This is a genomic window from Streptomyces sp. NPDC059452, from assembly GCF_042750035.1.
In the GTDB taxonomy this organism is placed as follows: Bacteria; Actinomycetota; Actinomycetes; order Streptomycetales; family Streptomycetaceae; genus Streptomyces.
Genome location: NZ_JBHYVE010000004.1, coordinates 281988 through 305996, shown reverse-complemented (window position 1 = coordinate 305996; position 24009 = coordinate 281988). Strand labels below are relative to the sequence as shown.

The window sequence follows — 24009 nt, the reverse complement described above, 5'->3', positions numbered from 1 at the left end:
CATACGGGTGTGGCGCGGCCCTTCAGCGCCTCCGGGGCGAGCACAATGGGGCGGCGGTTCGTGCAGAGGTGCCGAGGCCCTCTCCCGCACCTTGCGCTGAAGGAGGACCGGTGGCGGACGGCTGGGCGGTTCAGCGGACGGGGCCCGGTGACCAGGCCCGTACACAGGCGAGGGAACAACTGCTGGACGCCGCACGGGAGCTGTACGGCGTCGTCGGCTACCGGGAGACCTCCGAGACGGACCTGTGCGAGGCGGCCGGGGTCACGCCCGAGGTGCTCCGGCAGGAGTACGGAACCCGCGAGGGGCTGCTCGTCGCCCTGCACAACCGGGTCACCACCATCGGCCTGCGGGCCATGGAAGCCGAACTGCTCACCGAGGGGATCGACGAGTGCTCGATCGCGGAGCGGGTCCGGCGCCTCTTCGACGCGTACGTGGGGGCCGTCACCCGCGATCCGCGCGAGGCCCGGGTGACCTTCGTCGAGGTGCTGGGCGTGAGCGCGGTGGTGGACGAGCACTGCAAGCTCTGGCGGGCCCTGTGGACGGAGTTCCTCACGGGGGAGGCCGAGCGGGCGGTGGAGCGGGGCGAGGCGGAGGACCGGGACCACCGGGTCGACGTCATGGTGATGGTCGGCACGGTCCACGAACTGATGGCCCACCACACCCGCCGCTGCCGCCGGGCCCGCCCGGAGGAGGTCTCCCGCGAGCTGACGGAACTGGCCCTGACGATGCTGGGGTCGCAGCGGGTGGGGTGAGGGGCCGCCGACGCCTGTGGGTCACGGCACGGCAGCAAAGCCTCACGCCGGGATCATCACAGATCCTGACCAGGAGTCTCCTCCGCCGGAAACACCGGGTTTCCGTCCTCGCCCGTGAACGGCGGGCGGGACGGCAGGTGCCCCAACGCTTGCCAGACGGCATGAGCGGCAGCGAACTTCACATCGCCCGGACCGGAATCCGCAGGCGCGACGGCGATCTCCGTGACCTCCACCAGCCAGCTGCGAACGTCGACGGGCAGTTCCCTCAACGCGTACCAAGCTCCGGCTCGTGCTTCCGCCAGAGCACCCGCATCCCCCGCACCGTCGACGGCGGCCGGGTGACCCCAGCGGAGTACGTCCGCACGAACCACGACCCCGGTACTCGCCGCCGGGACCACACGTACGCTGACCTCGGCGAAACGCGCCCAGCGGTCCGTCTGACGCCGCAGCCGAAAGATACCGTCCATGACCTGAGTCTCCCGTACCGCCAACCTGAGTCGTCCGTACCGCCCGAACGCCGACCGCCGCTGCATGGTGTGGTCGGCGAACAGGCAGCACCCCTCCTCGTCCGGCCCTGGCCCGGTCGCCGGGCAGTCGGGCAGCGCGATCAGGTCCGTTCCGGTTCCGCGCCGGCGGAGCCAGAGGGTGGTGCCGTACGTGGCGAGTTCGGCCAGGAGGCCGTAGTGCTCGTCGTCCTCGTGGGCGGACAACTGGCACTGCACGGCCCTGTCGACGCAGCCGCCCTGGGCCTTCTGCCGTGCCTCCTGCGCCACGTCCAGCGGCGAGGCATGGCTGCCGTCCTTCAAGTCAGCCTCGAAGAACTGGACGCGCTCCTCGGCCCACCGCGAAGCGCGGCCCGGGAAACCGGTGAGGACCAGTCCGGCGAGCCCCCGAACGCGGGAGACCCTGACAGCCATCTGTGGCAGGTCTACCAACTGTCCCGTTCCAAGGGAGCCGTCTATCCGGTCGTACGCGACCAACCGGCCACGCTCAATGATGCCTTGATGCCTTGGCTGGTCATCGTGGAAGCCATCGCCCGCTGTTGAACGCGGCGGCCGATCTGTTCCAGCCGGCCGGTGAGGTGGCGTTCGACGGGAATCGGTATGCCGATGCCTCGGCTTCGTACGCGCTCGCGGCCTCGGTCAGCAAGGATGCCCAGGCGTACGACCTGTGGGCATGCGCGCTTTTGGCGCCGGGACAGTCCTACCGCCGACGGGGTGCGGTGCTGACGGACCTGGCAGCGATCGGGGCGAAGCGGCGCGATGCAGAGCAGGTCGTCGTGTACGGCAAGGAGGCGATCAGCCTGGCTCGTGCCTCAGGATCGGGGTATGTCGCCCGTAGATTCCGAGGTCTGTGCGACGAGTTCGGACCCATGAGCCGTGACCACCGCGTGGCAGAGCTGGGGGCGGAGATCGCCACGCCGAGTACGCCGTGACGGGACGAGAAGGGAAGGGGATGACATGTCGCAGACCGAGATCGAGGGTGCACGACTGTTCCGGGAAGCCTGGATCGCGGGAGTTCGTCGGCACTTTCCCGGTGAGCCGAAGGCCGGTTACGTGACTCCGTGGGACGAGACCCCGCCGGGTTACGTGGCGGACTGGGCCGACCTGCCCGCCTGGCAGCAGGAGACCGACGTCGACATCTTCGACGCCATGGAGGCGGCGTTGAGCTGACCGGCGGGATCAGTCCCAAGGTTCTCGCCCACCTCGTCGAGTATGAGCGCGGGCGGCCTCTCTTCGATACGGGGATCGGGGCCGGGGACTCCGGGGCCGAGGCGCGCTATCGGCCCCGGCGCCGTCCGCTGGAGGCTGCGGGGACGACACGAAGGTCGTTCCTGCCGGGGAGGCGGGTCAGCCCGTCTCCGCGGTGACCGGGCCGCCGCCGATCAGCGCCGGCTGCCGTGCGTACGGGCCGCCCAGCCCCCACGCTTGGTGCATCGCGTCGGCGAAGGTGGCGGCGAGGAGGTGTTCGCCCGTCGGGCCGGGGTGGGTGCCGTCGTACGTGTCCGTGTGGATGTCGTAGCCCGGCGGGTGCGAGGCCAGGAGGAGCGGGGAGGGCGGGGTGTCCAGGTCGGCCACGGCCTTCGCGAGGAGTTCGTTGAAGCGGGCGCAGGAGGCGGCGAAGGGGGCGTCCGTCTCGGCCCGGATGTTGGGTATCACCGGGAGCAGCACCATCCGGATGTGCGGATTCGCTGTGCGGGCCGCCTTGACGAACGTGCGGGCGTTCGCCGCCGTCTGCTCGGCGTCCGTGTAGAACCCGAGGTCTATCAGGCCCAGCGAGACCAGCAGCACGTCCGCCTCCGCCTCGCGCACCGCGTTCGCGATCACCGGGGCCATGTGCAGCCACCCCTCGCCCCAGCCCGCCAGGTGCCTGCGCGCGGCGGGCGGGAAGGACGGGTCGGCGTACGCGTCGGAGAGCCCGGTGTCCGTTGCGGGGTCGTACAGCGTCGTGCGCGGGCCGACGATCTCGTACGGGGCCGGGCCGACCGCCTCCAGGTGCTGCCACAGGCGGTAGCGCCAGGTGAAGTCGCCGGTGGCGCCGATGGTCATGGAGTCGCCGACCGGGAGAAAACGCATGGCGTCATCATGGCCGATCACCGCTGGGGCCTGCGACGTGACGATGGACACGGTGGGGGTGGGCGGGGGCCGGTCCTGCGGTGGACGGGGGCGTAACCGTGGACACTTGGGCCATGCGTTCGTATCCGAGCCGTCCGGCAGGTCTCGCCGTTCCCGCCGCGGCCCTTCTGCTGCTTCTGGGGGCCGCCTGCCCCGCCGTCGCCGCCGACGGCGAACCCGACCGTGACTTCACGATCGAGGACCCCCGCATCACCGAGTCCAGCGGCCTCGCCGCCAGCCGCCTGCACCCGGGCATCTACTGGACGCACAACGACAGCGACGACGGCCCCTACGTCTTCGCCGTCGACTCCCGCACCGGGAAGACCGTCGCGACCGTCACCATGCGGGGGGTGGGGGAGCCGAGGGATGTCGAGGGCATCTCCATCGGGCCGGACGGTGATATTTACGTCGGTGACATCGGGGACAACCTGGATGGCACCTGGAGCCATGTCTGGATCTATCGCTTTCCCGAGCCCAAGGTGCTCCGGGACGCCACGGTCACGGCCACCCAGTACGACGTGAAGTACGCCGACGGGGCCCGCAACGCCGAATCGCTGATGGTCCACCCGAAGACCGGCCGTGTCTACATCGCCTCGAAGAACGAGGGCGGCGGCGGGCTCTACGAAGGCCCCGACAAGCTCACCACCGGGGCCGTGAACGTCTTCCGGCGGGTGGGGGAGGTGCCGTGGGTGACGGACGGGGCCTTCTCGCCCGACGGTGGCTCGCTGGTGCTGCGCTCGTACTTCAGCGCCCGTGTGTACGACTTCGAGGGCGGCCGCCTCGGGGAGAGCCGGGCGGTCGCCGCGCCGTTCCAGCGGCAGGCGGAGTCGGTGACGTACACGGCGGACGGCTCGGCCCTGATGTTCGGTACGGAAGGGGTGCGCAGTGGGGTGGTGCGCGTGGAGGTGGAGGGGGGCGCGGAGAGTGGGGAGAGTGCGGAGAAGGGGAAGCCCTCGGGGAGTGGTGGTTCCGCTGAGGGGGGCGGTGCCTCAGTGGGTGGTGAGGAGAAGGACGGGGACGGGGACGGCAAGGGCAGCGTGGGACTCGGGGCGGTGATCATCGTCGGTGTGGGGGCCCTCTGGTTCGCGCTGAAGCGGCGGCGGGGGTAGGGGAGCCCGTTCCCGGCGGTCCCGGGCAGGGGTGGGTCCGCCCTGCCTCGCCCCGGTGGTCCCGTCAGTTGCCGTTCGTCACCGGCCACACCACGTAATGCAGCGTCCTGTCCCGCTTGAGCCGGTGCAGCAGCGGCACGAGCACGCCCTGCACGATCGGGTACCTCCGTGACAGCATCCGCGCCGCGTGCGTGTTCTCCTTCGTGCCCGGGCGCAGCAGCCGCGCGTGGGCGCTGATCTCCGGGCCCGTTGGTCTGCCCCGGATCGTGCACGGGGCGAGCTCCACCCTGGGGTGGTTGCGCAGCCGGTCGACCTTCCAGGCGGAGGAGAACGTGCGGATGAACGCGTGATCGCCCTCGACGGCGATGTTGACCGGTGTGCCGACGGAGGTGCCGTCCTGGCGGTGGGTGCTCAGCAGGACGGCGTACTGCTTCACGAAAGGAGCGAGTTCCCGGCTGGCATCCATATATCCATTATGTCCATGGGGGCGCGGGCCGGGCGCGCTGTCATTTCCGGGTTGCGGTCCGCTCCTCGACCAGGGCCTCGAAACCGGCGATCAGCCGCTGGAGCCCGAACGTGAAGTGGTCGAACCTGTTGCTGAAGGCGTCCTCGGCCAGCCCCGCCATCGTCGGGTACGCGCCGCTGTGCATGGCCCGCTCCAGGTAGGGGTGCTGGCTCTCCCAGAACTGCTCGTCGCTCAGTCCGGTCTGCGCCCGCGCCTCCGCCGCGTCGCCCTGGGTGCGGGCGATGCCCTCCACGAAGCTGTTGACCGTGATGATCACGCTGATCAGCTCGGCGTCGCGCAGCCCCATGGACCGCAGCGCGGTGAGCGAGAGTTCCAGGCCCCGCAGGGCGCTGGGACCGAGCACCGTACGGGCCTGGTTGATCTTCAGCAGCCAGGGGTGGCGGCGCAGGGTCTCCCGGTAGGTGCGGGCCATGGTGTCGATCGCCACCCGCCAGTCCGCAGGAGCGCCGCTTCCACCCTCGTCGGGGCCGGTGGACGACAGGGGCTCGCCCAGCACCCGGTCGAGCATCAGGTCCAGGAGTTCGGCCTTGCCGGGGACGTACCGGTAGAGCGACATCGTGCCCGTGCCGAGCTCGGTGGAGATCCGGCGCATGGAGACGGCGGACAGCCCTTCCGCGTCCGCGACGGTGATGGCGGCCGTGACGATCCGGTCCAGCGTGAGGCCCGGTTTGGGGCCCCGGCTGGGGCGTTCCCCGGTGCCCCACAGGAGTTCCAGGCTGCGGGCCACGTCGCCGCTCCCGGCCGCCGTGCCGTCCGTCGCCGTGCCATCTGTCGCCGCCGCCGCTGGTGTCGCCGCTGTCGATCCGTCTTTTGCCATGGGGCCAGCGTAATGCGCCGGAGAGCGTTTGGGTACGGCGTACTCGTATTGGAGTACACCGTACTCATAATCAGGTACGGTGTACTCAATTCGCTTTCGGGTCGACCGGAGAAGCAGGGGGTTGTGCCATGCCTATGTCCATGCCCACATCCACGTTCATGTCCGAAACCGGGGCGAGGTCCGCGTCCGGGTACGCGGTGCTCGCCGAGGGGGTCGTCAAGCGGTACCGGGCGCGGGGGAAGGGCGGGGAGGAGAAGCGGGCGCTGGACGGGTTCGACCTCGCCGTCCGCCCCGGCACCGTCCACGGCCTGCTCGGCCCGAACGGGGCCGGGAAGACCACCGCCGTACGGGTCCTCGCGACCCTCCTGCGGTACGACGGGGGCCGGGCCGAGGTCGCCGGGCTCGACGTGGGGCGCGAACCCCGCCGCGTACGGAGCAGGATCGGGCTCGCCGGTCAGTACGCCGCCGTCGACGAAGGCCTCACCGGGCGGCAGAACCTGGAGATGTTCGGGCGCCTCTTCCACCTCGGCAACCGAGGGGCCCGGCAGCGCGCCGGGGAGCTGCTGGAGCAGTTCGACCTGGTCGAGGCGGCCGACAAGGGCGCCAAGGAGTACAGCGGCGGCATGCGGCGCCGGCTCGACCTCGCCTCCTCGATGATCCTCTCGCCCGACGTGCTCTTCCTGGACGAGCCGACGACCGGGCTCGATCCGCGCGGCCGGGGTGAGGTCTGGGACGCGGTCCGGGCGCTGGTCGCGGGCGGTACGACGGTGCTGCTCACCACGCAGTACCTGGACGAGGCGGACCGGCTCGCCTCGCACATCACCGTCATCGACCGGGGGCGGGCCATCGCCGACGACACCCCGGACGCGCTGAAGAACCGCGTCGGCGGCGACCGGATCGAGGTCGTCGCCGCGGACGAGGACGACCTGGCGGCGGTCGCGCGGGCCGTCGACCGGGTGGCCGGGGGCGGGCTCGTCGTCACCGACACCACCGGCCGCCGGGTGCACGCCCAGGTCGCGGACCGGGTGGCCGCGCTGACCGAGGTGGCCCGGAGCCTCCAGGACGACGGGATCGCGGTGGAGGACATCGGGCTGCGCCGGCCGAGCCTGGACGATGTGTTCCTGCGGCTGACGGGGCGCGACACCGCCCAAGACCCCGAGAACCACGACGCACGAGAGGCGGCGGCAGCATGACCACGCTCGAACAGAAGCCTGTGGCACAGGAGCCCGCGGCGACGCCCCGGGCGGGCCGGGACCACGGGCTCGCCTACTGGGCCGTCTCCGACTGCTGGAACCTCACCCGCCGCACCCTCACCCACTACCAGCGCCACCCCTCCGCCGTCGTCTGGCAGCTCGGCTTCCCGATCCTCTCCGTCCTGCTGTACGGGTACATCTTCGGCAGCGCCATGGAGGTGCCCGGAGGCGGCGACTACCGCCGGGAGTTCCTGATGCCCGGCATGTTCGCGATGACCATGACCATGGGGTTCATGAACACCGCCATTGCCGTCGCCACCGACGCCGGTCGGGGGGTGGTCGACCGGTTCCGGTCCATGCCGATGGCCCCCTCCGCCTTCGCCTCCGGGCGCGGAGTCGCCGACCTGGTGGTGGCCGCCGCCGAACTGGCCATCCTGGTCGCCACCGCGCTGCTGATCGGCTGGCGCGCGGGCGGCGGGGTGATGGCGGCCCTCGGGGCGTTCGGGCTGCTCCTGCTGCTGCGGTTCAGCCTGATCTGGGTGGGCATCTGGCTCGGCCTGCTGCTCCCCACCCCGGAGGCGGCGGGCGGGCTGTACGTGGTCGCCTTCCCCGTCACGATGGTCTCCAGCGCCTTCGTCGCCCCGTCCCTGATGCCGGGCTGGCTGGGCACGGTCGCCGCCTGGAACCCGGTCTCCTCGACCGCGACGGCCACCCGCGAACTGTTCGGCAACCCGGTTGCCGGCGGCGGTACCTGGGTGGAGGAGAACGCCCTGCTGATGGCCATGGTGTGGCCGGTGGTGATCACGCTGGTCTTCCTGCCGCTGGCGGTGCGGCGGTTCAGGCTGCTGAGCCGGTGAGCAGCTGCTGAGCCGGTGAGTAGCTGAGGGGCGGGCGGGGGTGGCGGCGGGGCGCGTAGGGTCGGGGACCGTGCCGACGACCGACGGGCCCCGCCCCTTCACCACTGCTCGCCTCGACGCGCTCCCCCTCGATCCGGCGTACGCCGACGAGATGGCCGCCGTACTCGCGGACCCGGCGCTGTACGTGTTCACCGGGGGCGGCCCGCCGGACCCGGACGCGCTGCGGGCCCGGTACGAACGCCAGGCCGCCGGTTCGCCGGACCCGGGGGAGCGGTGGTGGAACTGGGTGCTGCGGCTCCGCGCGGACGGCCGCCTCGCCGGGTACATCCAGGCGACCGTACGGGGCCCGAGCGCGGAGATCGCCTGGGTGGTCGGGGTGCCGTGGCAGGGCCGGGGTTACGCGGCCGAGGCGGCGAAGGGCCTTGTGGCGCACCTGGTGGCGGCCGGGGGCATCCGTACGCTCGTTGCCCACATCCACCCGGATCACGCCGCGTCGGCCGCGGTCGCGGTGGCGGCGGGCCTCGAACCGACCGGGGAGCGGCGGGAGGAGGACGGGGAGCTGCGGTGGACCGCCGACACGCACGCGCCGGGCGTTCCTCGGACCCTGCCGTAGGTTCTTGTCCATGACCGAACCCGACGCCGACTTCGACACCGAACCCGACACCGAACCCGACGCCGAACCCGACGCCGACTTCCTGCGCACCACCCGGACTTCGTACGACACCATGGCCGCCGGATACGCGGAATGGACCCGCGACGAGCTCGCGTCCAAACCCCTGGAACGCGCGCTCCTCGCCGCCTTTGCCGAACTCGCGGCAGCGGACGGCGGCGGGCTCCCGGTGGCCGACGTCGGCTGCGGAACGGGCCGGGTCACCGCCCATCTGCACGGACTCGGCCTCGGCCTCCACGTGTTCGGCATTGACCTTTCCCCGCAGATGCTGGCCGAGGCCCGGAAGGATCACCCCGGGCTGCGCTTCGAGGAGGGCTCCATGCTCGGCCTCAGCCTGCCGGACGCGTCGCTGGGCGGGATCCTCGCCTGGTACTCGACCATCCACGTACCGGACGAGGAACTGCCGCGCGTCTTCGCGGAGTTCCGCCGCGTGCTGGCCCCGGGAGCCCCCGTACAGCTCGGCTTCCAGGTCGGCGACGAGCCGTTGCGCCTGACGGAGGCGTGGGGCCGGGAGGTCTCGCTCGTCTTCCACCGCCGGCAGCCGGAGCGCGTGGCCGAACTGCTGCGGGCGGCGGGCCTGGAGGTCCGGTCCGTGGTGTGGCGGGAGCGGGAGACGGACGGGCCGTTCCCGGAGCGGACGCCGCAGGGGTTCGTCCTGGCGCGCAGGCCGATTGTCAGTGGTGGCTGTGAGGATGGGGACATCGGTACAGCGGATTGATCACAGCGGGCTGAGCGCAAGAACTGCTGAGACAAGAACCGCTGAGCACAAGAACTGAGGGGGACGCCATGGGCGCCTGGGACATCGGCCACTTCGACAACGACACCGCCGCCGACTTCGGCGGGGCGGTGGACGACGCGGCGCCGGAGAAGAAGGCGGATGTGCTCCGGGCGGTCCTGACGGCCGCCGCCGACACCGCCCCGCAGGACTATCTGGACGAGGGCGAGGAAGCGGTGGCGGCCGCCGCGCTGGTCGCCGCCCAGTGCCCCGGCGGTGAGCCCGTCACCACCGCGTACGGCCCCAAGGACCCGATCCCGCCGCTCCCCGCCGACCTGCGCCCCCTGGCCGTCCGCGCCCTGGACCGCCTCACCGCGAAGAACGCGGAGCCGCTGGACCTGTGGGCCGAGGCCGGGGCGGAGGCGGAGTGGCTGGCGGGGATAGCCGCCTTGCGCGCGGTGCTGGCGGCGGCCCCGGGGGAGTGAGGGCGGGGCTCGGGTCAGCCGGCGCCCGGGTAGCTGCCCACCGCGCCGTCGATCAGCTCCCGCACGATGTCCATGTGCCCGGCGTGCCGCACCGTGTCCTCCACCATGTGGATGAGCACCCACCGCATCGACATGACCCGGCCGTCCCACGCGGTGCCCGTCGCCTCCGGTGTACGGGACTTGGGGGACACGGGTCACAGAGGGCACGGGGGGACTCATGGGCGCACTCTGGTGGCCCGCCCCCGGTCCCGTCCTCAGCGTTTCGTGCGGCCCGCGCGCAGTAGTTCGGCGACGTCGAGGGAGACCTCGGCACCGATGGAGGCAGGCAGTGGGGCCTCCTGCCCGGGGGCGTACACCTCGTGGCGGTCGTAGCCGCCGGGAAGGGGTTCGGTCAGCACGTGGACCCGGCCGTGCTTGCGGTTGAGGATGACGTAGACGGGGACTTCGGCCTGGGCGTAGGCGGTGACCTTGTGACGCAGGTCGTTCCGGTAGTTCCCCGACGTGACCTCCAGGACCAGCCGGAAGCAGGCGGGGTCGTAGCAGTTGTTCCCGATCAGGTGTTCGTCGAGGTCGGCGTCGACGATCGACAGGTCGGGGATCGCGTAGTCCTCGGGGCCGCTGGGGAGCCAGAGGCCGATGCCCTGGAGGACTGCGGTCTCGCCGTCGTCGAGCCCGGCGGCAAAGAGGCGGACCATGGCCGTGGTCAGCGCTTCGGCATGGGGTCCGTCCCGGAGCGGTGCCACGGTGATCATGCTGTCGATGATCTCGACGCGATACCCGGGAAGCCGGTCCATGAGCCGATTCGCCGTTTCGAGCAGCGGTTCCGGCTCATCGCCACACAGGGGCTCTACTGCTGCTGGGGACATTGCGGGTCTCCTGCGGAGGGCTTGGTGCTGAAGACGGCCCGGCACACCACACCGGGTGCCGGGCCGTCTCCGTACAGCGGAAGAAGCCGACTGCTACAGCTTCTCGATCACGTAGTCGATGCACGCCGTCAGCGCCTGCACGTCCGCCGGGTCGATCGCCGGGAACATCGCCACGCGCAGCTGGTTGCGGCCCAGCTTGCGGTACGGCTCGGTGTCCACGATGCCGTTGGCGCGCAGCACCTTGGCGACGGCCGCCGCGTCGATCTCGTCCGCGAAGTCGATCGTGCCGATGACCTGCGAGCGCTTCGCCGGGTCCGTGACGAACGGGGTCGCGTACTTGGACTCGTCGGCCCAGGCGTAGAGGTGGCCCGAGGACGCGGCCGTGCGGCCCGTCGTGAAGTCCAGGCCACCCTGGGTGTTCATCCACTTCAGCTGCTCGTTCAGCAGGAAGAGGGTGGACAGCGCCGGGGTGTTGTACGTCTGGTTCTTCAGCGAGTTGTCGATCGCCGTCGGCAGCGAGAAGAACTCCGGGATGTGCCGGCCCGAGGCGTGGACGCGGGCCGCGCGCTCCAGGGCGGCCGGGGAGAAGACGCCGATCCACAGGCCGCCGTCGGAGGCGAAGGACTTCTGCGGGGCGAAGTAGTAGACGTCGGACTCGGTGATGTCGACCGGCAGGCCGCCCGCGCCGGAGGTGGCGTCCACCAGGACGAGCGCGCCCTCGTCGGCGCCCGCGACGCGCTTGACCGGGGCCGCGACACCCGTCGAGGTCTCGTTGTGGGTGAAGGCGTAGACGTCCACGCCCGCCTCGGCCCGCGGGTCCGGGTGGGTGCCCGGGTCGGAGGCGATGACGGTGGGGTCGGACAGCCAGGGCGCGAGCTTGGCGGCCTTGGCGAACTTGGAGGAGAACTCACCGAAGTTCAGGTGCTGGGACTTCGTCTCGATCAGACCGTGCGTCGCGATGTCCCAGAAGGCGGTGGAGCCGCCGTTGCCGAGGATGACCTCGTAACCCTCGGGGAGGGAGAAGAGGGCGCGCACGCCGTCCCGTACCTCGCCGACCAGGTTCTTGACCGGGGCCTGGCGGTGGGACGTACCGAGGAGAGAGGTGCCGGTGGCGGCCAGCGCGTCGAGCGCCTCCGTCCGCACCTTGGAAGGACCGGCGCCGAAGCGTCCGTCTGCGGGCTTGATGTCAGCGGGAATCTGGATGTCGGCCACGGGACGGAGCGTAGTCCCTCGGCGGCGCGGCTCCGTAACCGTGTCCGTTCGATGAGACGTGCGCTCCGGCCCGTGGACCCCGTACGGAAGGGGGGTTACGCGTCGTGGCCGAACGGGCAGCCCAGCTCCACCGGCAGCTCGTACAGGTCGTTCTGCGTCACGATCGGCTTGTTGCGCAGCTCGGCGGCCGGGACCGCCAGGTCCAGCTCCGGGAACCGCTCGTAGAGGGCGGGCAGGGCGATCCCCGCCTCCAGGCGGGACAGCGCCGCACCCGGGCAGACGTGCGGGCCGTGGCCGAAGGCGATGTGGCGGTTCGGGGTGCGGGTGGCGTCGAACTCGCCCGCCGTCGGCCCGTACTGCTCCTCGTCCCGGCCCAGCGCGCCGAACGAGATGATCAGGCCCTCGCCCTTGGGCAGGACCTTGTCGCCGACCTCGATGTCCTCCGTGGCGAACCGGATCAGGACGTGCGAGGTGGGGGTGTTCCAGCGCAGCGTCTCCTCGATCACGCCCTCCCACGGGATCTCCCCGTCGAGGACCTTCTTGCGCTGCTCGGGGTGGGTCTGGAGCGCCTCGACCACGTTGACGATCAGGCTGATGGTGGTCTCATGTCCGGCGGCGATGATGAGTTGCAGCGTGTTGACGATCTCCTCGTCGGTGAGGTGGTCACCGTCCTCGGAGGCCGCGATCAGGGCGCTGGTCAGGTCGTCGCCCGGGTTCGCCCGTTTGGAGTCGACGATCTTCGTGAAGAGGGCTCCGAGGTCCGCCATCATCTGCGGGACCTCCTCCGGCGGGGTCTGCGTCGAGAAGAACTTCTCGAACAGCTCCTTGAGGCGCGGGTGGTCCGCCGCGTCCACGCCCATCAGCTCGCTGATCACGTTCATGGGGAGGGGGTACGCGAACTCCGCCTTGAGGTCGACCGGCTGCCCGGCCGGGAGCGCGGCCAGCTTCTCCAGGCTCGCGTTCGTCAGCGCCTCGATGCCCGCCCGCAGCCGCTCCACCCGGCGCACGGTGAGCGCCTGCGCCACCAGCGTACGGAGACGGCGGTGGTCGGCCCCGTCGACCGTCAGCATCGAGCGGCCCGGGTTGGCCAGGCCGATCAGCGGCCAGTCCATCGGTATCTCGCCGCGCTGCCAGGCGCCCCACACGTTGATGTCCTTGACCACCCGGCTGTCGGTGAGCAGCGCGCGGGCCTCCGCGTGGCGGGTGACCGCGTACACGTGTACACCGCCCGGCAGCTCCACCTCCGCCAGCGGCCCGGCGGCCCGCAGCGCGGCGCTCTCGGCGTCCAGGTCGGTGACGAACGGGTCGAGCGCGATGCGGGTCATGCGGAGCCTCCGAAGCTTCCGGGTCTGCCGAGGGCGGGGGTGGGAGTGAAGAGCACCGGCAGGTCGGTGAGGCCGCGAAGCCATGGCGACGGGCGGCGGGTGAGCTGTGCGGCGGGGACGGCGAGGTCCACGTCCGGCAGCCGGTCGAGCAGGACCTCGATACCGGTACGGGCGATGACCTCGGCGGTCTCCTGGGCCGGGAACGGGCAGCGGTGCTCGCCGTGGCCGAAGGAGAGGAAGGCGTTGTTGCCGCCGGTCAGCGCCGAGCCGTGGGTCCGTACCTGCGGGTCCCCGTTGGCGGCGGCCAGGCCGAGCAGCAGCAGATCCCCGGCGCGGACGTGGCGGCCGCCGAGGTGGGTGTCCCGGGAGGCCCAGCGGCCCGCCACGTTCTGCGTCGGGGTGTCCTCCCAGAGGACCTCGTTCATGGCCTCCGCGACGCTGTGCCGGCCGCCCGAGAGCGAGGCGGCGAACCGGTCGTCGGTGAGCATCAGGCGCAGCGAGTTGCCCATCCAGTCGGCGGTCGGCTGGTGACCGGCCGCCATCATCACCATGAGGTCCTGGGCGACCTCCTCGTCGGTGAAGCCGCCCGCGTCCTCGATCATCCGGCTGGCCACGTCGTCACCGGGCGCGGCGTGCTTGTCGGCCAGCAGCCGGAACATCGAGGTGGCCAGGTGCTGCTGTCCGGCGAGCGCCCGCTCCCGGCCGTCGATCATGTCGTTGATCGCGCCGACCAGGGGGTACGCCTCCGCGTCGGAGAAGCCGTAGATCCTGGCCAGGACGAGGGCGGGGAGCAGCTTGGCGTACTCCGCGATGATGTCGACCGAGCCCTTGGTGCAGAACCGGTCGATCAACTCGTCCGCGAACTCCTCCGCGTACCGCTTCAGGGAGAACGGGTCGACGCCCTCCAGCGCGTTGCTGATCATCATCGCGCGGACGCTGTGGCGCTCGCCGACCGTGTAGAGGATCGAGGGCTGCCTGCGCCCGATCATCGGCAGCAGCGGCCAGTCGTCCGGGATGCGGTCCCACTGGTTCCACAGCTCGGAGTCCCGGCTGAAGAGGACCGGGTCGCCGGTGACCTGGTGCAGCTCGCGGTAGCCGAGGACGAGCCAGGCGGGCACGTCCCCGTCCAGGACGACCGGGGCGACGGCGCCGTGGTCGCGCCGCATGTCCCGGTAGAGCTGGACGGGGTCGCTCTGGAAGCGGGGGCCGGAGAGGGGGACGGAGCCGTGGGTGACGGGGCAGCCGGAGGTGGTGGTTCCGGTCGGCCCGGTCGGTCCGGTGGTGCCGGAGGGGCCGATGGTGCCGGAAGTGCCGGTGGTTCCGGAGAGGCCGGTGGCGCCGGAAGTGCCGGTGGTTCCGGAGAGGCCGACGGTGCCGGTGGTTCCAGAGAGGCCGGTGGTTCCAGTGGTTCCGGAGGGGCCGGAGGTGGTGGTCACGGGGCGGGCTCCGGGGTCGGGCCGGCCGCCGCCAGCGCCGCCTCGGGGGCGCGCAGACGGGCGGCGGAGAGCGCGGCGAGGTGCTCGACGAGCGTGATGAGCACGTACTTGCTGGAGGACCGGTCGCGGGCGTCGCACTCCACCAGCGGTACGTCCTCCGAGAGGTCCAGGGCCTCGCGGATCTGCTGCTCGCTGTGGAGCGGGCCGCCGAAGTCGTTGCACGCCACGATGAACGGCGTGCCGTGGTGCTCCAGGCGGTCGATGGCGTACCAGGAGTCGGCGAGTCGGCGGGTGTCGACGAGGACGACCGCGCCGAGCGTGCCGGAGAACAGCCGGTCCCACAGGAACCAGAACCGCTCCTGTCCGGGCGCGCCGAAGAGGTACAGCACCGAGCGTTCGTCGAGCGTGATGCGGCCGAAGTCGAACGCCACGGTGGTGGACGTCTTGGCCCGTACGCCGTCGAGGTGGTCGACGGCCTCGCCCGCGCGGGTCATCGTCTCCTCCGTGTTGAGCGGGCGGATCTCGCTCACGGATCGGACCATGGTGGTCTTGCCGACGCCGAAGCCGCCGACGACAACGATCTTGAGTCCGTTGTCGGCGGTGTCGCTCAGGGCGGCGCGGTCAGAGGTTGCGGAGTCCAACGAGCACCTGTTCCAGGATGTCGGGGTCGGGGAGCCGGTCCGCGACACGGGCGGTACGGGGGTGGCGGGCGCTGATCCGGCCGGTGTCCAGCAGGTCGCACAGCATGATGCGGACGATGCTGACCGGCAGGTTCAGGCTCGCGGCGATCTCGACGACGGCGGTCGGGCCCTGGCACATCCGCAGGATCGCGACGTGCTCCGACTGCATGCCGGGGGACGGGTCGCACTCGGCGACGACCAGGGTCACCAGGTCGAAGGCGGCCGAGTCGGAACGGCTGCGGCCCCCGGTGAGGGTGTACAGCCGGTCCGGGTCGTCGTCGCGGCCCGGCCGGGGGCGGGGCGCCGTCGTCATACGGCCGCGCTCTCGGCCGCGGGCGAGCGCGGCGGGGCGACCAGGTGTTCGCCGAGCTGCTCGACGAGCTCGCTCATGTTGTGGCCGACGAGGCCCACGTCGGAGTCCTCGTCGGCGACGACGGCGAGGTGGGCGCCCGCGCCCGCCTCGACGATGAACAGCACGCCGCCGTAGAACTCGGCCATCGCGGACCGTACGCCGCCGGTGCCGTCACCGAACTCGATGGACGCGCCGTGCGAGAGGCTCTGGATCCCGGCGGAGATCGCGGCCAGCTGGTCGGCCTGGTCGACGGAGAGCTCGGGGGTGCGGCACAGCTTGAGGCCGTCGCGGGACAGGACGAGGGCGTGGCGGGTACCGGGGGTGCGGTCGAGCAGCCCCTCCAGCAGCCAGTTGAGCTTCTCGTCGGTGGTCGCGGTCATCGGGTGTTGCCTTCCGGGTGCGGGGAGTTGGCACGTACCGCCCGGCTGAAGGTGCTGAAGCGCGCGGCCTGGACCTTCGGGTCGGTGGTGGTACGGGCCCGGGGGGTGTCGGCTCCGCCGGGGGTGGCGTGGCCGGTACGGGCTTCGGCGGCGGCCAGGGTCCGGCCGCGGCGGCGCTTGGGCAGGCCGCTCTCGCCGAACGCGGGCACGGTGCCGGTGGATTCCGACTCCGACTCCGCCGCCGGGGTGGCCGGGGCGGAGGCGTCTTCGGGGGCCGGGGCCGGGGCCGGGGCGGGGGCGGTCCGGGCCGTGGGGACGGTGCCGGACGGGTCCGTGTCCGCGTCCGCGCCTTCGGCGGAGGCGTGGGACGGCTCCGGCTCGACGGGGGCGGCGGAGGAGGAGGCCGGGGCGGCGGGGGTCGCGGCCGTGTCCGGGAGGGTGGCAGCGGTCGGGAGGGCAGCCGTGTCCGGGAGGCCGGAGGCGGCCGGCAGGGGTGCGGCGGTCGGCAGGGCGGAGGCCGGGCCCGGGGCCGGGGCGGTCGTACGGGAGATGAGGTCCTGCGGGAGCATCATCAGCGCACCGGTACCGCCCCGCGCGGAGGGCCGGAAGGAGACGGTCAGGCCGTGTTTACGGGCCAGCCGGCCGACGACGGCCAGACCGAGCCGGGTGCCGGAGAGGTTGGTCAGGTCCTGGTGATCGGCGGAGACGGCCCGCTCGGCGCGGCGCAGCTGCACCTCGCTCATGACCAGCCCGCTGTCCTCGACGGTGATGACGATGCCCGCCGGGACCTCCTCCACGTACACATGCACCTCGGCGGTGGGCGGCGAGAAGTTGGCCGCGTTGTCGAGGAGCTCGGCGAGCGCGTGCATGACGCCCTCGGCCGCGTGCCCGGCGATGGCGACATCGCTGGTGGAGTGGAGGCGGACGCGCTGGTAGCTGCCGATGCGGCCCATCGCGCCGCGCAGGATCGACTCCATGACGATCGGCTTCGCCCACCGCCGCCCGGAACGCGCCCCGGTCAGTACGGCGATGGAGTCCGCGAGCCGCCCCGCCTGGGCGGTGCGGTGGTCCAGGTGGAGCAGGTCCCCGAGCACGGACTCGTCCGTGTGCCGGTGCTCCATCTCCCGCAGGTCGGCCAGCATGCTGGTGGCCAGGGCCTGCATCCGCCCGGCCGCGTTGGCGCAGGCCGCGACGGCGGCGGAGCGCTCGGTCTCGGCGCGGGTGGCGCGTGCGGTGAGCCGCTCGATGGAGAGGTTGAGGCGCGACTGCTGGTCGGCGGCCTCCGCCACGATCCGCTCGTTCTCGGCGCGGGCCTCGGCGGCGACCCGGGCGGTCTCGGCGGAGGCGGCGGCCTTGGTCCGGGCGGTCTCCGCGGTGAAGCGCTGGGCCTCGGCGGCGGAGGCGGAGACCAGGCGCGAGGTCTCGGAGGTGAACCGCTGGCTGTCGGCGGCCCGCAGGGCGCGCAGCGTACGCGCGGTCCCCAGGGTGTGGACGGTGACGGCCACGCAGACGCTCAGCAGCACGGCGGCCGCTCCCGCGCCCCAGGCCAGCGGGGTCCGTACCGAATCGGGGGCCGCGGCCACGGCCCACAGAGTCAGCGTGCCGGTGACGGCTGCCGATATCAGCAGGGCGAGTGCGGTGGGCCGGTGTGAGGGGCGCAATCGGAGTCCTCGGTGGCGGACGGTGCGGGACGGCGGGACGGAACAAGCGGAGCAACGGATCAAACGGAGCAAGCAGATCAAACGGAACAACAGGGCGGAACAGGAGAAGGAACGACAGGTCGAATCCGGACAGTTCATCACGGGAATGGGTGTTCGTTACAACTGGAGCCGACAGTTCCTGCTCAAGTCTTGGTCACTATAGGAGAATTGACGTTCTGTTTGGGAAGTTCTTGTGGGCTTTTTTGTGCACCTTGTGGGCTTTCATCCGGCCGCATCCCAAGAGTTCATCTGGTTCGGCGGCATCCTGAAGCCATGGCCGAACAGCATCGCCCGCATACCGGGCCGTCCCCCGCTTTCGTCGCGGCCCTCCGTTCCGCCGTGCGCGGCGAGAGCGATTTCGGGGCCACCGCCCGGTCCCTGATGACGATGGACGCCTCCAACTACCGCCGCGTCCCGCTCGGGGTCCTCGCCCCGCGCGACGCCGACGACATCGCGGCGGCGCTGACGGTCTGCCAGGAGTACGGGGTCCCCGTCGTTCCGCGCGGCGGCGGCACGTCCATCGCGGGCCAGGCCACCGGCACCGGTCTGGTGCTCGACCTCACCCGCCATCTGCGCGCGATCGTCGACCTGGACCCGGCCGCCCGCACCGCCACCGTCCAGCCCGGCGTGATCCTGGACGACCTGCGGGCCGCCGCCGCCCCGCACGGCCTGACCTTCGGCCCCGACCCGTCCACGCACAGCCGCTGCACCCTCGGCGGCATGATCGGCAACAACTCCTGTGGCGCGCACTCGGTGGCCTGGGGCACGACGGCGGACAACGTGCGGGGGCTGTCGGTGGTGCGGTACGGGGGTGAGGCGCTGCGCCTGGAACAGGGGGCGGGCGCGAGTGCGGGACCCCATGGCGTACGCACAGGGAGGACCATCGGCCCCGAAGGCGTACGCGCGGGGAGGACCATCGGCCCCGAAGGCGTACGCGAACTCATCCGCGCCCACCTCGCCCTCCTCCGCACCGGCTACCCCGACCTCCCGCGCCGCATCTCCGGCTACGCGCTGGACGCCCTGCTCCCCGAGCACCCCGGCGGCCCCGACCCCGTACGGGCGTTCTGCGGCAGCGAAGGCACCCTCGCCGTGGTCACCGAGGCGACCGTCCGCCTGGTCGAGGCCCCGCGCGCCCGCGCCCTGGCCGTCCTCGGGTACGCCGACGAGGCGGCGGCCGCCGAAGCCGCCCCCGGCCTCCTCCCGTACCGCCCGCTCACCGTCGAGGGCATGGCCGCCGACCTCGTACGCGAACCGGCCGGGCTGCCGCGCGGGGCCGCCTGGCTCTTCGTCGAGACGGGAGGCGCCACCCCGGCCGAGGCGAAGGCGCACGCCGAGCGCATCCTGCGCGGAGCCGACGCGGTGGACGGGGCGGTGGTCACCGACCCGGCCGGGCAGCGGGCCCTGTGGCGCATCCGCGAGGACGCCGCCGGGACCGCGACGAGGATGCCCGACGGCAGCGAGGCCTGGCCCGGCTGGGAGGACTGCGCGGTGCCGCCCGCCCGGCTCGGCCCCTACCTCCGCGACTTCCGGGCCCTGCTCGCCCGGCACGGCCTGCGCGGAACCCCGTACGGCCACTTCGGCGACGGCTGCATCCACGTCCGCATCGACTTCGACCTGCTCACCCCGGCAGGCGTGTCGAGGTTCCGCCGCTTCTCGGAGGAGCTGGCCGACCTCGTCGTCGCGCACGGCGGCTCCCTCAGCGGCGAGCACGGCGACGGCCAGGCGCGCGCGGAGCTGCTGCCCCGGATGTACGGGGACGAACTCGTCAGCCTCTTCGGCGCGTTCAAGGACCTGTGGGACCCGGACGGCGGCCTGAACCCCGGCATCCTCGCCCGCCCGGCCCCCCTTGACGCACACCTCCGCTTCGAGGTGCTGCCCCGCCGCCCGGTGGACGTGGAGTTCGGCTACCCGCAGGACGGCGGCGACTTCGCGGGCGCGGTACGGCGGTGCGTCGGCGTCGCCAAGTGCCGTACGGAACAGGCTCCGGGCGCATCCGTCATGTGCCCGTCCTTCCGGGTGACCGGCGAGGAGGCGCACTCCACCCGGGGGAGGGCCCGGCTGCTGCACGAGATGCTGGCGGGGGAGGTGATCACGGACGGCTGGCGGAGTACGGAGGTACGGGACGCGCTCGACCTCTGCCTCTCCTGCAAGGGGTGCCGCAGCGACTGCCCGGTGGGTGTCGACATGGCCACGTACAAGGCGGAGTTCCTGCACCACCACTACCGGGGCCGCCTCCGCCCCGCCGCCCACTACGCGCTGGGCCGCCTCCCGCAGTGGCTGCGCCTGGTCGGGCCCCTCGCCCGCCCCCTCAACTCCCTCGCCCGGCTCGGCCCGTTGGCCGCGCTCGCGAAACGGCTGGCCGGGATCGCGCCCGAGCGGACGATCCCGGTGCTGGCGACGGAGACGTACAGCCGCTGGCTGCGCCGCCGCCACGGCACGGGGACGCACGTCCTCTCCTCCGGCAAGGTGGTGCACCTCTGGGCGGACACCTTCACCGAGTACCTGTCCCCGCAGGTGGGGCGGGCGGCGGTCCGGGTCCTGGAGGAGGCGACGGGGCGTACGGTGCTGCCGCCGCCCCCGGGCGGGGTGTGCTGCGGGCTCACGTACGTATCGACGGGCCAGCTCGACGCGGCCCGCCGCGTGATGCGCCGCACCCTGGACCGGGTCGGCCCGCTCTCCGGCCACCCGGTCGTCGTCCTCGAACCGAGCTGCGCCGCCACCCTCCGTACCGACCTGCCCGAACTCCTCCCCGACGACCCGCGCGCCGCCGAACTGGCCTCTTCCGTACGGACGTTCGCCCAGTACCTGGAGGAGTACGCCCCTGACTGGACCCCGCCCCGCCTGGACCGTCCGGTCGTCGGCCAGACCCACTGCCACCAACACGCGGTCCTCGGGGACGCGGCGGAGCGGCGGCTGCGGGAGCGGATGGGGCTGACCGGTGAACTGAGCGGCGGCTGCTGCGGACTGGCCGGAAACTTCGGCTTCGAGAAGGGGCACTGGGAGGTGTCCGTTGCGTGTGCGGAGGAGCAACTGCTGCCCTCCGTACGGGAATCGGAGCCGGACGCCGAACTCCTCGCCGACGGCTTCTCCTGCCGTACGCAACTGGACCAGCTCGCCGGGCGCCGGGCGCGGCATCTGGCAGAGGTGATCGCGGAGGGGCTGGACGGAGGCCGCTGAAATGCGTTTCCCGTGCTTTCGGGCGCTTGTACGGTGACGCGGGTGAAGACTCAAGTGATCGTCCTCAACGGTGGTTCCAGCTCCGGCAAGTCCGGGATCGTCCGGTGTCTCCAGGCGGTCCTGCCGGACCCCTGGCTCGCGTTGGGGACCGACACGATGGTCGACGCGATGCCCGCCGCCCTCCGGGCCTCGGACGCGGGGATCGCGTTCGGCCCGGACGGCGGGGTGAGCATCGGGCCGGAGTTCCGGGCGCTGGAGGACGCCTGGACCGAGGGGGTCGCCGCGATGGCCCGCGCGGGCGCCCGGATCATCGTCGACGAGGTGTTCCTCAGCGGGGCGGCGGGCCGGCAACGGTGGAGCGAACGGCTGGGCGGGCTGGGGGTGTTGTGGGTCGGCGTCCGGTGCGAGGGCGAGGTCGCGGCGGGGCGGGAGGTGGCCCGGGGCGACCGGGTCGTGGGGATGGCCGCGGCCCAGGCGGAGACCGTCCACCGGGGCGTGGTCTACGACCTGGAGGTCGACACCACCCGTACCGAGTCGCTGGTCTGCGCGCGGACGATCGCCGAGCACGTGAGGTGAGCGGCGGGGCTCGGCGGGGTGCGGGCTAGCATCGACGCGTTTGCAGTGGTCGTCGCGGTTCGCAAGGGGGAATGACGTGGAAGACGGTGGCAGGCGACGACGGAGGAGGTGGGCGGTCCTCGGCGCGGCGCTGGCGGGGACGGTGCTCATATCCGGCGTCGGACTCTGGGCTACGGACAGCTGGCCCCTCAAGGACAGCTACTGCTGGGGCGCCTGGAAGCAGGACAGCGGACCGCGCTTCCTCGGTGAGAAGGGGATCGCCCTCGCCGATGCCCGACGGGCCTCCGCCGAATCGGGAACACCCGGCTCCGACGGGGCGACGGCGACCTGCACGCTCACCGTGACGTCCGCCCTTTCCGACAGCCACTCCGAGGAGCCGACGCGCTTCGAGGACAAGGTGACGCTCAGCTACGGGCCGGTGCCCGAGGCCCCGGGCGAGCGGCGCGCGTGGATCGACCGCTACTTCAACGGTACGGCCTCGCCCCTGCCGGACGGGCTGGACGGGCTCGTCGCCGACGACCGGGGGATGCTGATCCTGCCCGAGGCGTGCGATGTGGACGGCCGGCCGTCGGCGGTGACCCTGTGGGCGGAGGGCTGGGGCGACGGCCATCTGGGCAAGGTCGCGATGTCGCTGTCCCTCGGCTCCGAGTCCGATGTCTCCACGATGCTGCTGGACGCGGCGGACACCGGGATGCGGAAGGCGGGCTGCGCCCCGGAGAAGCCGCTGCGGATGTCCTCGCCGCTGGTGCGGCTGGCCGAGCGCACGGGTTCGGGGGCCGGTCGCCCCATCTGCCGTATCCCCGGGGTGGAGTTCCCGCTGGAGAAGGGCGGCCGGAACAGCGACGTGCGGGTGGGGGTGGTCGGCGACCGGCTCCAGACCTGCTCGGTGGTCTGGACGAAGCGCGGCGCCCCGGACGAGCCGGCGGCCCAGTTCGTGATGGCCGGATCGCCTCGTACGGCCGCGGTGTTCGCCGGACTTCCCGAGGGCGCCGAACACGGTCTCGTACGCACCACCTGCGACGGGCGGAGCACGGTGTTCTACGCCCACATCGGCACCGGGCTCGGGGACGCCGGAGGGAAGAAGGACCGGCGCGTCTTCGAGGCCTTCACCGCAGCCGTGGGCCAGCGCATCGGATGCGAGCCCGCGAAGGGGACCGAAGAGACCGAGGGAACTACTGAGGGGGCGGCAGGATGACGGACAACACCAAGGCCGGGGACGGGGCTCAGGCGCGGGAGACGACGGGCGCTCGGGAGGCGACAGGTGCTCCGGTGACGACGGGCGCTCCGGAGACGGCAGGGGCTCTGGAGACGACGGGCGCTCCAGAGACGACAGGTGCTCCGGTGACGGCAGGGCCTCCGGCCCCCGTGGCGTACACCCCGCGCGAGCGGGCCTCGTTGCTCCTGCGGCGGCTGGTCCGCAGCCGGGTCGCCCAGGCCGTCACGGCGGCCGGGCTCGTCGGCGTACTGCTCGGCGCCGGTACGGTCGCCTGGCGTACGGACACCCTCCCGCTGCTCTCCCCCGACCCCTGCTGGGACACCTTCGACAGCGACCTGGTCACGCGGGTGTTCGGCGACCGCGAAACCGTCGCCGAGACCCAGCGGCTCCGGACCGACCCCAACAGCCGGGTCGCCTCGTACGGGCAGTGCCGTATCACCGGCTACGAGGACGGGGAGAAGGGGCGGGCCGCACGTCAGCTCACCGTCCAGGTCCACACGCTCTCCCGGCACGGGGCCAGGGACAGCAGGGTGTGGCCCGGCGAGTTCCTGGCGTCGGACATGGTTCCGCTCGGAGAGGGGCTGCCCGGCATGGTGTCGCCGTCCCGGGCCTGGCTGGCGCTGCCGGAGAGCTGCACCGGAGAACCGGACATCCTGTCGACGCGGACCGTGGTGGACCTGGCCATGGGCGATGTGACCGACGGCGACATCGCCCCGCGGCGCGCCCCCAAGGACCGGGCCGCCCTCTCCGACGCGGTGGTGGCGGTGACCAACGGTGTCCTGCGGGAGCTGGGCTGCTCCGGTACGTACACGGCTCCCGCTCCGGAGAAGCTCGGCGACCTCGTCGGCTGGCAGGACACGGATCCGGACGCCTTCTGCGGGATCAAGGGGCTCCGCCTGCCTGCCGCCTACCGCGACGCGCTGAACCGCGTACGGGCGGGCGGTGGCAGCGGCCCCGCCCGTACCTGCGAGGCCACCCGCAACTCCCCGTCGGGCGACCTGCGCCTGACGACCGTCGTGGAACCGGGTGTGGCCCGGGTGTTCGCCGAGGACGCGACCCACGACGGCACGTCATTGCGCGGCCCGAAGGGCGGCACCCCCGGGTGGGGCTCGGTCAACGTGATGCGCGGGGTGTACATGGCGCAGTGCCAGAGCGGTGACGTGGCCTTCGTGGTCGAGGAGGTGAAGTCCGTCATCAGCAAGGGCGAGGACAAGGGCAAGGAGCCGAACCTGGTCCGGGCGCTGCTGCCCGCGTACGTGGAGGCGGAGGCGGAACGCATCGGCTGCGGCCCGATCCGGCTGAAGCTGCCCTGAGGGGCGGAGGGAGCCTTCCTCTGTAGGCGTCCAGTCG

The 24009-nt window shown here is 72.3% G+C and carries 25 protein-coding genes and 1 pseudogene; 13 read left to right on the top strand and 13 right to left on the bottom strand.

Annotated features, from left to right (window positions below; genetic code table 11):
* Positions 1-110: 110 nt before the first annotated feature.
* Positions 111-752: a TetR/AcrR family transcriptional regulator gene (locus ACFW9Z_RS09005; RefSeq protein WP_384636574.1), complete on the top strand. Its 642-nt coding sequence runs from the start codon at positions 111-113 to the stop codon at positions 750-752.
* Positions 753-808: 56 nt separating this feature from the next.
* On the opposite strand, the gene ACFW9Z_RS09000 is transcribed toward ACFW9Z_RS09005, so the two are convergent.
* Positions 809-1669 carry a hypothetical protein gene (locus ACFW9Z_RS09000; RefSeq protein ID WP_384636571.1) on the bottom strand — a complete coding sequence of 287 codons (861 nt, stop codon included), beginning with the start codon at positions 1667-1669 and terminating at the stop codon, positions 809-811.
* Between the two features lie 125 nt (positions 1670-1794).
* On the opposite strand from ACFW9Z_RS09000, the gene ACFW9Z_RS08995 reads away from it, so the two are divergent.
* Entirely contained in the window at positions 1795-2187 is a 393-nt protein-coding gene (locus tag ACFW9Z_RS08995) for a tetratricopeptide repeat protein (protein WP_384636568.1), read from the top strand.
* 25 nt (positions 2188-2212) lie between these two features.
* The gene (locus tag ACFW9Z_RS08990; RefSeq protein WP_384636564.1) at positions 2213-2425 is read left to right on the top strand and encodes a hypothetical protein; all 213 of its coding nucleotides are present in this window, start codon (positions 2213-2215) and stop codon (positions 2423-2425) included.
* 177 nt (positions 2426-2602) lie between these two features.
* Here the strand turns inward: ACFW9Z_RS08990 and ACFW9Z_RS08985 are convergent, their stop codons facing one another.
* Positions 2603-3328, bottom strand: coding sequence for a GDSL-type esterase/lipase family protein (locus ACFW9Z_RS08985; RefSeq protein WP_384636561.1), 726 nt, complete (start codon positions 3326-3328; stop codon positions 2603-2605).
* Between the two features lie 113 nt (positions 3329-3441).
* On the opposite strand from ACFW9Z_RS08985, the gene ACFW9Z_RS08980 reads away from it, so the two are divergent.
* Positions 3442-4476 (top strand): WD40 repeat domain-containing protein, encoded by a 1035-nt coding sequence (locus ACFW9Z_RS08980; RefSeq protein ID WP_384636558.1) that lies wholly within the window; start codon positions 3442-3444, stop codon positions 4474-4476.
* A 64-nt stretch (positions 4477-4540) separates the two neighbouring features.
* Here the strand turns inward: ACFW9Z_RS08980 and ACFW9Z_RS08975 are convergent, their stop codons facing one another.
* Both ACFW9Z_RS08975 and ACFW9Z_RS08970 read right to left on the bottom strand, forming a co-directional pair.
* A complete protein-coding gene (locus ACFW9Z_RS08975; RefSeq protein ID WP_384636555.1) occupies positions 4541-4942 on the bottom strand; it encodes a PPOX class F420-dependent oxidoreductase in 402 nt (133 codons plus the stop codon).
* 40 nt (positions 4943-4982) lie between these two features.
* Entirely contained in the window at positions 4983-5819 is an 837-nt protein-coding gene (locus ACFW9Z_RS08970; protein ID WP_384636552.1) for a TetR/AcrR family transcriptional regulator, read from the bottom strand.
* 140 nt (positions 5820-5959) lie between these two features.
* Between ACFW9Z_RS08970 and ACFW9Z_RS08965 the strand changes: the two genes are divergently transcribed.
* From ACFW9Z_RS08965 to ACFW9Z_RS08945, 5 genes are all read left to right on the top strand, one after another.
* Positions 5960-7012: an ATP-binding cassette domain-containing protein gene (locus tag ACFW9Z_RS08965; protein WP_384636549.1), complete on the top strand. Its 1053-nt coding sequence runs from the start codon at positions 5960-5962 to the stop codon at positions 7010-7012.
* The gene (locus ACFW9Z_RS08960; RefSeq protein WP_384636546.1) at positions 7009-7869 is read left to right on the top strand and encodes an ABC transporter permease; all 861 of its coding nucleotides are present in this window, start codon (positions 7009-7011) and stop codon (positions 7867-7869) included. Before ACFW9Z_RS08965 ends, ACFW9Z_RS08960 begins: the two co-directional genes overlap by 4 nt.
* Before the next feature lie 70 nt (positions 7870-7939).
* Positions 7940-8482 (top strand): GNAT family N-acetyltransferase, encoded by a 543-nt coding sequence (locus tag ACFW9Z_RS08955; protein ID WP_384636542.1) that lies wholly within the window; start codon positions 7940-7942, stop codon positions 8480-8482.
* A gap of 112 nt (positions 8483-8594) precedes the next feature.
* Entirely contained in the window at positions 8595-9257 is a 663-nt protein-coding gene (locus tag ACFW9Z_RS08950) for a class I SAM-dependent methyltransferase (RefSeq protein WP_384636830.1), read from the top strand.
* Between the two features lie 68 nt (positions 9258-9325).
* Complete coding sequence (locus tag ACFW9Z_RS08945) at positions 9326-9739, top strand: DUF4259 domain-containing protein (RefSeq protein ID WP_384636539.1); 414 nt, start codon at positions 9326-9328, stop codon at positions 9737-9739.
* A 14-nt stretch (positions 9740-9753) separates the two neighbouring features.
* On the opposite strand, the pseudogene ACFW9Z_RS08940 reads toward ACFW9Z_RS08945, so the two are convergent.
* From ACFW9Z_RS08940 to ACFW9Z_RS08900, 9 genes and pseudogenes are all read right to left on the bottom strand, one after another.
* Positions 9754-9906: pseudogene (locus ACFW9Z_RS08940) on the bottom strand (DUF664 domain-containing protein); the annotation flags it as partial.
* A gap of 87 nt (positions 9907-9993) precedes the next feature.
* Positions 9994-10605, bottom strand: coding sequence for a Uma2 family endonuclease (locus tag ACFW9Z_RS08935; RefSeq protein ID WP_384636536.1), 612 nt, complete (start codon positions 10603-10605; stop codon positions 9994-9996).
* 93 nt (positions 10606-10698) lie between these two features.
* Positions 10699-11817: a phosphoserine transaminase gene (serC, locus tag ACFW9Z_RS08930; RefSeq protein ID WP_384636533.1), complete on the bottom strand. Its 1119-nt coding sequence runs from the start codon at positions 11815-11817 to the stop codon at positions 10699-10701.
* Between the two features lie 95 nt (positions 11818-11912).
* The gene (locus tag ACFW9Z_RS08925; protein WP_384636530.1) at positions 11913-13142 is read right to left on the bottom strand and encodes a cytochrome P450; all 1230 of its coding nucleotides are present in this window, start codon (positions 13140-13142) and stop codon (positions 11913-11915) included.
* A complete protein-coding gene (locus tag ACFW9Z_RS08920; RefSeq protein ID WP_384636827.1) occupies positions 13139-14440 on the bottom strand; it encodes a cytochrome P450 in 1302 nt (433 codons plus the stop codon). The genes ACFW9Z_RS08925 and ACFW9Z_RS08920 overlap by 4 nt, the downstream gene beginning before the upstream one ends.
* A gap of 134 nt (positions 14441-14574) precedes the next feature.
* A complete protein-coding gene (locus tag ACFW9Z_RS08915) occupies positions 14575-15219 on the bottom strand; it encodes an ATP/GTP-binding protein (protein ID WP_384636527.1) in 645 nt (214 codons plus the stop codon).
* Entirely contained in the window at positions 15200-15571 is a 372-nt protein-coding gene (locus ACFW9Z_RS08910; RefSeq protein WP_311596502.1) for a DUF742 domain-containing protein, read from the bottom strand. The genes ACFW9Z_RS08915 and ACFW9Z_RS08910 overlap by 20 nt, the downstream gene beginning before the upstream one ends.
* Complete coding sequence (locus tag ACFW9Z_RS08905) at positions 15568-15990, bottom strand: roadblock/LC7 domain-containing protein (RefSeq protein ID WP_384636523.1); 423 nt, start codon at positions 15988-15990, stop codon at positions 15568-15570. Before ACFW9Z_RS08905 ends, ACFW9Z_RS08910 begins: the two co-directional genes overlap by 4 nt.
* Positions 15987-17651 carry an ATP-binding protein gene (locus ACFW9Z_RS08900; RefSeq protein WP_384636520.1) on the bottom strand — a complete coding sequence of 555 codons (1665 nt, stop codon included), beginning with the start codon at positions 17649-17651 and terminating at the stop codon, positions 15987-15989. The genes ACFW9Z_RS08905 and ACFW9Z_RS08900 overlap by 4 nt, the downstream gene beginning before the upstream one ends.
* A gap of 312 nt (positions 17652-17963) precedes the next feature.
* On the opposite strand from ACFW9Z_RS08900, the gene ACFW9Z_RS08895 reads away from it, so the two are divergent.
* From ACFW9Z_RS08895 to ACFW9Z_RS08880, 4 genes are all read left to right on the top strand, one after another.
* Positions 17964-20867, top strand: a complete 2904-nt coding sequence (locus ACFW9Z_RS08895) for an FAD-binding and (Fe-S)-binding domain-containing protein (RefSeq protein ID WP_384636517.1) — start codon at positions 17964-17966, stop codon at positions 20865-20867.
* Positions 20868-20909: 42 nt separating this feature from the next.
* Positions 20910-21443, top strand: coding sequence for a chloramphenicol phosphotransferase CPT (gene cpt, locus ACFW9Z_RS08890; protein ID WP_384636514.1), 534 nt, complete (start codon positions 20910-20912; stop codon positions 21441-21443).
* A 76-nt stretch (positions 21444-21519) separates the two neighbouring features.
* On the top strand, positions 21520-22638 hold the full coding sequence (locus tag ACFW9Z_RS08885; protein WP_384636511.1) for a hypothetical protein: 1119 nt from the start codon (positions 21520-21522) through the stop codon (positions 22636-22638).
* On the top strand, positions 22635-23972 hold the full coding sequence (locus ACFW9Z_RS08880) for a hypothetical protein (protein WP_384636508.1): 1338 nt from the start codon (positions 22635-22637) through the stop codon (positions 23970-23972). Before ACFW9Z_RS08885 ends, ACFW9Z_RS08880 begins: the two co-directional genes overlap by 4 nt.
* Positions 23973-24009: the final 37 nt, after the last annotated feature.

Bases quoted from the DNA above. Each gene is read 5' to 3' on its own strand.
- ACFW9Z_RS08985 (WP_384636561.1), bottom strand. From the start codon at position 3,328: ATGCGTTTTCTCCCGGTCGGCGACTCCATGACCATCGGCGCCACCGGC.
- ACFW9Z_RS08990 (WP_384636564.1), top strand. From the start codon at position 2,213: ATGTCGCAGACCGAGATCGAGGGTGCACGACTGTTCCGGGAAGCCTGG.
- ACFW9Z_RS08965 (WP_384636549.1), top strand. From the start codon at position 5,960: ATGCCCACATCCACGTTCATGTCCGAAACCGGGGCGAGGTCCGCGTCC.
- ACFW9Z_RS08925 (WP_384636530.1), bottom strand. From the start codon at position 13,142: ATGACCCGCATCGCGCTCGACCCGTTCGTCACCGACCTGGACGCCGAG.
- ACFW9Z_RS08905 (WP_384636523.1), bottom strand. From the start codon at position 15,990: ATGACCGCGACCACCGACGAGAAGCTCAACTGGCTGCTGGAGGGGCTG.
- ACFW9Z_RS08950 (WP_384636830.1), top strand. From the start codon at position 8,595: ATGGCCGCCGGATACGCGGAATGGACCCGCGACGAGCTCGCGTCCAAA.
- ACFW9Z_RS08935 (WP_384636536.1), bottom strand. From the start codon at position 10,605: ATGTCCCCAGCAGCAGTAGAGCCCCTGTGTGGCGATGAGCCGGAACCG.
- ACFW9Z_RS08880 (WP_384636508.1), top strand. From the start codon at position 22,635: ATGACGGACAACACCAAGGCCGGGGACGGGGCTCAGGCGCGGGAGACG.
- ACFW9Z_RS08960 (WP_384636546.1), top strand. From the start codon at position 7,009: ATGACCACGCTCGAACAGAAGCCTGTGGCACAGGAGCCCGCGGCGACG.
- ACFW9Z_RS09000 (WP_384636571.1), bottom strand. From the start codon at position 1,669: ATGGCTGTCAGGGTCTCCCGCGTTCGGGGGCTCGCCGGACTGGTCCTC.
- ACFW9Z_RS08975 (WP_384636555.1), bottom strand. From the start codon at position 4,942: ATGGATGCCAGCCGGGAACTCGCTCCTTTCGTGAAGCAGTACGCCGTC.
- ACFW9Z_RS08895 (WP_384636517.1), top strand. From the start codon at position 17,964: ATGGCCGAACAGCATCGCCCGCATACCGGGCCGTCCCCCGCTTTCGTC.
- ACFW9Z_RS08945 (WP_384636539.1), top strand. From the start codon at position 9,326: ATGGGCGCCTGGGACATCGGCCACTTCGACAACGACACCGCCGCCGAC.
- ACFW9Z_RS08910 (WP_311596502.1), bottom strand. From the start codon at position 15,571: ATGACGACGGCGCCCCGCCCCCGGCCGGGCCGCGACGACGACCCGGAC.
- ACFW9Z_RS08980 (WP_384636558.1), top strand. From the start codon at position 3,442: ATGCGTTCGTATCCGAGCCGTCCGGCAGGTCTCGCCGTTCCCGCCGCG.
- ACFW9Z_RS08970 (WP_384636552.1), bottom strand. From the start codon at position 5,819: ATGGCAAAAGACGGATCGACAGCGGCGACACCAGCGGCGGCGGCGACA.